Genomic DNA, 8,005 nt, shown 5'->3' on the forward strand with positions numbered 1-8,005 from the left:
AGGAAAACCGGGTGAAGAAACAGGAAAACCGGGTGAAGAAATAGAGAAACCAGGTGAAGAGACAGGAACATCAGGTGAGGAAACAGAGAAGCCAAGTGAAGGAATGGAAAACATAGATATAGAAAAACCTACCTTACCAGAAAACGGACAAGGTGCATCTCATGGACAACGTCTTCCAGCCACAGGACATGATATGAATTATCTACCATTCATTGGTTTTGCTCTTGTTTTATTAGGAATACGTCTTAGATTTATGATTAAAAATAGCTAATAGTTTTATAAAATTTATAAAAGGCATAAGAGAAATGTTTTCTCTTATGCCTTTTAGTTTTGTTGTTTAAGCTTCAATCACTTTAAGCATTCGATTTAAAAATGCGGCTGATTCAGCGCGTGTTGCTGTGCCTTTTGGTACGAATTCATTCCGTTCGTTACCCTTCACAATTCCATATGCATAAACGTTTTGTAATGCTTTTTTATCGTATGCTAAGTTTTGGTCAATGAATGGTAATTTCACTTCTTTTCTATAAATCCAGTTATATTCTAATGCACGGTCAATCATAATAACAGCTTCATCACGTGTTATTGTAGCATTGGGATCAAATTTATTATTCCCACGACCACTAATGATACCTGCACTAGCAGCACGTTTAATTCCATCCACTAAAGATGGATGTGCTTCGTTTAAGTCTGTAAATTTAGCATTTCCAGCAGGTAATTTTAAAGCTCTCGACATTAAATTTGCAAACTCAGCTCGTGTGACAAGACGATTTGGCCAGTAAGAACCATTTCCGTCACCGAACATGATTTTTCTAGCTGCTAACTGACGAATGTCTTGCTCATACCATCCACCTGTAATGTCGTCTTTTTCATGAGGGACTTCTGGCGGCGGAATAACATCTTTACGATGTTCATTATAGTAAGCGTTCGTGCCTTTTAAGAAAGCATCCCATTGTCCGCGTTGAATCATAAATGCAGGGCAGTTTTTTCCGCTCCAAAATTGATGTTTTTGAACGTGATCGAGGGAGATATTTAATTCGTTCATTAAATAAGCTGCTAATTTTCGTGCGTTTTCTACCGCTTTAGCATAATTCCCATCACTGTTCACAGCAATTTCAATACCGATAGATTCATAGTTTCCGGTTTTATTTCCAGCATGCCAACCAACTTCATTTAATGGTAAATGTTGATAAATTTCTTTGTCATCTACTGTGAAATGCCAAGATGCTGAACGATCAGTATTTCCGCGGGCTTGATTATCTAAGTACTTCGCATGATTTAAAGCGTTCGCACCTTTACTTGTATTAGCAGTTTCGTGAATTGTTATGTATTTTGGTTCCATTGCGTAGCCAGGACGAATGTTTTCATTACCTTTTGGTACGATCATTTCTTTAAATGTAACACCATAAATATTATTTGTAGGTAAATTAGATGGTGTTTTGAAAAATGTTGCACTTCTATTTTGGGTAGTACTTGGCTTTTCGAATAATGATGCTTTCGTACCTTCAAATGCAGCTGAAGGAGCATAAATCCATTTCTCAGTTCCGTTTATTTGAATTTTAAACCAATTTCCAGCTTGTTCAGTAGGAGCTACTGTTTGTGGCTGTAATTTCGTTTCTTCTTTAAACGATTGGAAAGGGAATGAATATACTGATGTTTCTTCTTTTACAATTAATTTTTGACTAGAGAGTTTATGAATCTCTTGTACTTCTAAACTATTACTTTCCTTATTAACCCAGCCAGAACCAAATGTAGTTTGTATATAATAGGCATTCCCTTTTTTCTTCGTTGCCTTTACTACTGGTTCAGCAATTTCAATATTTGTCTTGGTTTTTAAGTCGTTTGAATCGTATAGTGGAAGTTTTGTTGATAAATGGAGAAGATATTCACCCGAGATTTCAAGGTCGTTTTCTTCGTCATGTCTATGCTGTTTTGCATGTTCTTCAATGCTTTTTAAAGCTTGTTCATCCATAGACAATTCCGCAGTTTTCTCTATACTTTCTGCGAATGAATGGGTAGGTGCTACAAATGCTTGAAATGCCAAAGATAATGCTAAAATGTTGTAAAACTTTTTTTTCATAGTTGTTTTAACACGTGATAGTCTTTATTGCGTGTTAAGAGTCCTCCTTTGTATGTATTTAAATTAGTAGCAAGTATTAATACGTTCTAGATTGTAACAAGAGTATATTACAATGTCTATACAACTAGAGAAAGTTCGTTAAAAATCAATATTCAGTTTGTTTTAAGTAGGATATTAAAATAAGGTAAAACCTTCTGTATTGACCTGCAAACGCCCTTCAAGTAAACTAAAGAGAGTTTGCAAATGAAAAGGTGATAATGTTGTTAATTTCAATTAAAACGTTACAAGATGATCGTTTTTTACGTCCGCTACAAAATATTGGCGGCTTATTTTTTGAAGATAGTACGATTGGATTTGAACAAGAGGAAGCAAATCTTATCGTTGATATACACATTGAAGAGAATGTGAAGGCATCTGCTCGTTTAACAGATGTTGCGACTGGAAATGTGTATGAAGAAACATTCGCAAAAGATTTATCTGCTTTTACAGATGAAAAAGAGCGTATGAAGCAAGTGAAACACGTTGTTTCTTATGTATATCTTTCTGTTCTTCAGCAGTTAACAGGGCTTGAACAAAGCTGGGGTATTTTAACGGGAGTTCGTCCGACAAAACTTCTTCATAAAATGCTTCAAAATGGTATGTCAAAAGAAGAAGCACATCAAGAACTTCGTGAAAGCTATTTAATTCATGAAGAAAAAATTGAACTTCTTCAGCGTATTGTTGATTGCCAATTAGCGGTTGTTCCGGATTTATACCGTTTGAAAGAGGAAGTAAGTATTTATATCGGTATTCCATTCTGCCCAACAAAGTGTGCATACTGTACATTCCCGGCGTATGCAATTAACGGACGCCAAGGTTCTGTTGATTCATTCTTAGGTGGTTTACATTATGAAGTTCGTGAAATTGGTAAGTTTTTAAAAGAAAAAGGTGTAACAGTTACGACGATCTATTACGGCGGCGGTACACCGACAAGTATTACAGCAGAAGAGATGGATATGCTGTATGAAGAAATGTATGAAGCGTTCCCAGATGTGAAAAATGTGCGTGAAGTAACAGTTGAGGCAGGTCGCCCAGATACAATTACGCCAGCGAAGTTAGAAGTGTTAAATAAATGGAACATTGACCGTATTAGTATTAATCCGCAGTCATACCATCAAGAAACACTAAAAGCAATTGGACGTCACCATACTGTAGAAGAAACAATTGAGAAGTATCATTTAGCTCGTGAAATGGGAATGAACAATATTAATATGGATTTAATTATTGGTCTTCCTGGTGAAGGGCTAGATATCTTCAAGCATACGTTAGATGAAACAGAAAAGTTAATGCCAGAATCATTAACAGTTCATACGTTATCATTTAAACGTGCTTCTGAAATGACGCAAAACAAACGTAAATATAAAGTAGCAGGTCGCGAAGAAATTACAGCGATGATGCACGAAGCAGAAGAGTGGACGCAAAAGCATAATTACGTACCATATTACCTATATCGTCAAAAGAATATTTTAGGTAACTTAGAGAACGTTGGGTATGCAATGCCGACGCAAGAAAGTATTTACAACATTGTCATTATGGAAGAAGTACAATCGATTATCGGACTTGGTTGTGGGGCATCAAGTAAATTTGTTCACCCGAAGACGGGAGCAATTACGCACTTCGCAAATCCGAAAGATCCAAAATCATATAACGATGGCTTCGTAAAATATACAGAAGACAAACTGAAAATTTTAGAAGAGCTATTTGTTTAAGAAGAAGGGGGCTGTTCCAAATCGGGACAGTCTCTTTTTTATCCTGCTATTTGCTGGATAGTAAAACTCCCAGGATATCAGTTGCCCGTAACTGCCCGATTGGTGAGAATTGATTAAAGTTTCACTTTATATTGTCAGTTTTTGTCGGTAAGTCGATATAATTGAAAAATCGCTGATATAAATGGAGTTACGGTCCATATATTTTGAAAATCGCTGATATATTTCAGGTTACGTTCGATATATCCGGAAAATTGCCGATATAATTTCATTTACCATTTAGCAACGCTGTTTGTAAAACTATGTCGATAATAATCAGAAAAATTAGTCAAATCATTAGAGGACAATGTCTACTTATGGACGAAATGATAGATTTATGAAAGAGAAAAGGGGGAAATTGTTGGCATGTACATGACGATAGGGAGAATATTTGATTTATCTGTTGGTAAGTATCCGAATAAAGAGGCGTTAGTGGAACCAGAAAAAAATATTCGCTGGACGTATAAACAGTGGGATGAGCAAATAAATAAAACGGCGCACGCTCTATTAGAAGAAGGGGTAAGAAAGGGCGATACGGTATCTGTTTACTTATATAACTGCCGTGAATTTGTAAACGTTTACTTAGCCTGTGCGAAAATTGGAGCGATCTTTAACCCGATTAATTTCCGCTTAAAAGCAAAAGAAGTATCTTATATTCTCCAGGACGCATCCTCCAAAGTCGTTGTTTTTGAAAAAGCAGTTGAATCAACTGTCGCTATCATTGAACGAGATTTTCCAAATTCGTCTTTTTGGTATGTAGAAGATGATACACCTTCTTATGCAAGTTCCTACCATGAAAAAGTGAATGCAGCATCTTCTGAGAAAATAGATATCGAAATTGATGAAATGGATTATTGTTCGATGCTTTATACGAGCGGTACAACTGGTCATCCGAAAGGCGTATTACATCGTCATCGTGAAATGACTGAGCATAGTATGATCTGTACGTATTTCATAAAATATAACAGAGATAGTGTTGGGCTTGTAGTTGCGCCTTTATATCACTGCGGTGAGTTAAATGCTGGGATTATTCCGCGCATTCAAGTTGGCGGAAAGAATGTTATTTTGCATCATTTTGATACAGAAACAGTATTACATACCATTCAAGAAGAGAAGATTACGACGTTTTTTGCGGCACCGACGATGTGGAATATGTTACTGCAAAAAGATTTAACGCAGTACGATTTAACTTCGATGAAGATTGGTGTTTATGGAGGAGCGGCGATGGCTCCAGCGCTAGTAAAGGAATGTAAAGAACGTCTTTATATTGATCTTGTACAAATTTACGGAATGACAGAAATGGGACCTGTAGTTGCTTTTCTCGTAGAAGAAGATCAAATTACGAAAGCAGGTTCAGCGGGAACACCATGCTTTAGTCATGAAATTCGAATTGTAAAACCAAGCGATGATGCACCGGCAGAACCAGATGACGTATTGCCTCCTTATGAAGTAGGAGAAATTATTTTACGAGGCCCAACTATGATGGCTGGCTATCATAACCGTGAAGAAGCAAATGCAAAATCGATGTATAAAGGATGGTATCATTCTGGTGATTTAGGCTACTTCGATAAAGACGGCTATTTATTCGTTGCAGATCGCGTTGATGATATGGTGATTAGCGGCGGAGTTAATATTTATCCTCGTGAAATTGAAGATTTCCTTCATAGTCATCCTGGTGTATTAGATGTTGCAGTGCTCGGTGAGCCAGATGAATTATGGGGAGAACGTGTTGTAGCAGTTGTTGTAAAGAAAGATGAACATATTACAGAGGCTGATTTAGAAACGTATTGTAAAGAAAGTGACGAATTAGCAGATTATAAACGTCCGCGTCATTATTTATTTGTGGATGAACTGCCTCGTAATGCGAGTGGGAAATTACAAAAATTTGTGCTGAGAGAGTCGTTGAAAGGCGCCAAAAAGTAAGTGGTAGAGCGGTTGTCTATACAGATAAAGCTATCTTTTCTAATACGAAAAGATAGCTTTATTTTTTTAAAAACGATTGAAAAAATGGTATAAATCTTCTATTTAAATCTTCTTTTATTATTATGTAAAAATACTTTTTGAGGTATTGACTTTGTTTATAAATGTATATAAACCGCTTTAAATAAGGGTTTAATGGATTTTTCAGGGGGGATTTATAGATATTGAGATAATAATTTTAGTAAGAGTGGAATGAAGTTATGAAAGGAGAATTATCGCTGAAAGATAAAGAAAGTCAGTCATCAGATGACCTTATGAATAAAATGGTCAGTTAGTATATTTTGGTAGCATGAATATAGTAACAAATTAATATGTAAATGAATAGTCTTGTAATGTATTTTTATTAGGAATAGTATTTATTGTTGGCTGCCCGAAAAAAGTAGGAATGAACACAATATAGTTAATGAATTGTGTTGTTTATTACTTTATGTTGTAGAACTAACGATGGTTTGATGCTGCAAATAATCTTTAGTCCGTACCCCCTTAGTTTAAGGGGTATTTTGGGTGGAATGGATCTCACGATTACAAGTTTAACAATGAATATTGGAGGCTTTATGAGTACATATTTAAAAAGAATATCTGTAATTTGTTTTATTTTTACTGTTATGATTGGACAAGTTTTTACGCCTATCGTAGGGCATGCTCAAGAATTAAACGCAACAGGATTTGTTGATAGTTTTACATTCGATAAAACGGAATTAAATTATGGAGAACGATCGGGAATAAGAGTAGGTTTTAGTGATAAATCTGGAAATCAAATGAAGGCCGGAGATACGCTAATATTAACACTACCTGCAGAACTAGCAGGGTATAGTAAACGAATTGACTTGAAGAATGATGCGGGTATTAGTTTTGGTATTTGCGAAGTAACAACAACTAATGTGGTATGTAAATTTAATGATATGGTTGAGAAACTTCAAAATATTAGAGGCTATTTGTATTTCGAATTCAAAGCAACTAGTAATGTAGGAGTGAATCAAACGATACCAGTTGATACAAATTTAGGTACAGGTTTAGCAACTCAAAGGGTAACAATTAAAGGGCCCACAGAATCGACGGGTCCATCAGCATTTAGCTACAAAACAGGTGAAATTTACCCAGACGCTCCCAATGAGGTGAAATGGGAGGTGAATATAAACACTGGTAGTAACAAGGAACAGTTAGGTGCTGATATTGTTTTGACTGATACTTTACAATCAGGTCAAACGCTGAAGCAGGATGGATTTATTATAATAGTTGGAAATACTGTGGTAACTCCACAACAATTTATCGATCAAGGTTATGGTACGATTACGTTTAACGGTAACTCTTTTTCCCTTAGAGGTTATAAGGATCAGGTAAGTGGTAAGGGTATCAGTATTCGATATAGCTCGATTATAACTGATAGCGGAATGAATCAAGATGAGTTTTATAATGATTATACAATTGATTACCAGATTTTAAATCAGCCACCAGTAACTATTTCAAAGAATGCAAGTGTTAAAAATATAAATGCAGGTGGTGGTGCGCAAGGTGATTTACCTTCTAAAGGAACGCTAAGAATTCTTAAGCATATTGAAGGAGACGAGGAGAAGGTTATCCCAAACGTTTCTTTTAAATTGTACACAGAGTCAGGTCAGCAAATTGGTGATTCCTATACAACAAATCAAGACGGAATAGTTGAAGCACCAAACCTTGCTCCAGGTAATTATTACGTACAAGAAATTTCAGCTCCGAACTATGTAGAGTTTGATTCACAAGCGAAAATTCCTTTTACAATTAAGACGGATGCTACAAACGGAATAAAACTTATGGTTCCAAATAAGTTGAAAACTACATCTGTTGCAGGAACGAAAACGTGGGAAGGCGACAAAGTAAACGATCGCCCAAAAACGATTAAAGTAGATTTACTGCAAAATGGTAAAGTCATTGCAACGAAAGAAGTTACGGCAGCAAATGATTGGAAATATGAGTTTGGAAAGTTAGCAGCAGTTGATAATGCCGGAAAAGTTTATACGTATGAAGTAAAAGAACAACCAGTAACAGGATATCAATCGAAAGTTAATGGTTATGATATTACAAATATAAAAATTCACGAAGTAACAGAAATGGAAGAACAAGGTAAAGAAGAATCAATAGAAGAACTGGAAGCTCAAACTAATCCAGAAACACCAAAAGTAACAGA

General features: G+C 35.8%; 5 protein-coding genes. 4 read left to right on the forward strand and 1 reads right to left on the reverse strand.

Annotation, left to right across the window (positions count from 1 at the left end):
• Window positions 1–271: LPXTG cell wall anchor domain-containing protein (locus DN390_RS29305; RefSeq protein ID WP_147809219.1), on the forward strand; the 271-nt coding region annotated here is incomplete at its 5' end.
• A gap of 66 nt (window positions 272–337) precedes the next feature.
• Here DN390_RS29305 and DN390_RS29310 read toward each other — a convergent pair.
• Window positions 338–2,077, reverse strand: coding sequence for an S-layer homology domain-containing protein (locus tag DN390_RS29310; protein ID WP_147809220.1), 1,740 nt, complete (start codon window positions 2,075–2,077; stop codon window positions 338–340).
• 257 nt (window positions 2,078–2,334) lie between these two features.
• On the opposite strand from DN390_RS29310, the gene DN390_RS29315 reads away from it, so the two are divergent.
• The 3 genes from DN390_RS29315 to DN390_RS29325 all read left to right on the forward strand — a co-directional run.
• Window positions 2,335–3,825 (forward strand): coproporphyrinogen III oxidase, encoded by a 1,491-nt coding sequence (locus DN390_RS29315; RefSeq protein ID WP_002047350.1) that lies wholly within the window; start codon window positions 2,335–2,337, stop codon window positions 3,823–3,825.
• A gap of 402 nt (window positions 3,826–4,227) precedes the next feature.
• Window positions 4,228–5,784 (forward strand): fatty acid--CoA ligase, encoded by a 1,557-nt coding sequence (locus DN390_RS29320; protein WP_147809221.1) that lies wholly within the window; start codon window positions 4,228–4,230, stop codon window positions 5,782–5,784.
• A 566-nt stretch (window positions 5,785–6,350) separates the two neighbouring features.
• On the forward strand, window positions 6,351–8,005 hold a 1,655-nt coding region (locus DN390_RS29325; RefSeq protein WP_370513498.1), incomplete at its 3' end, for a Cna B-type domain-containing protein.

Source organism: Bacillus sp. SH7-1, assembly GCF_008042405.1.
Classification (GTDB): Bacteria; Bacillota; Bacilli; order Bacillales; family Bacillaceae_G; genus Bacillus_A; species Bacillus_A thuringiensis_N.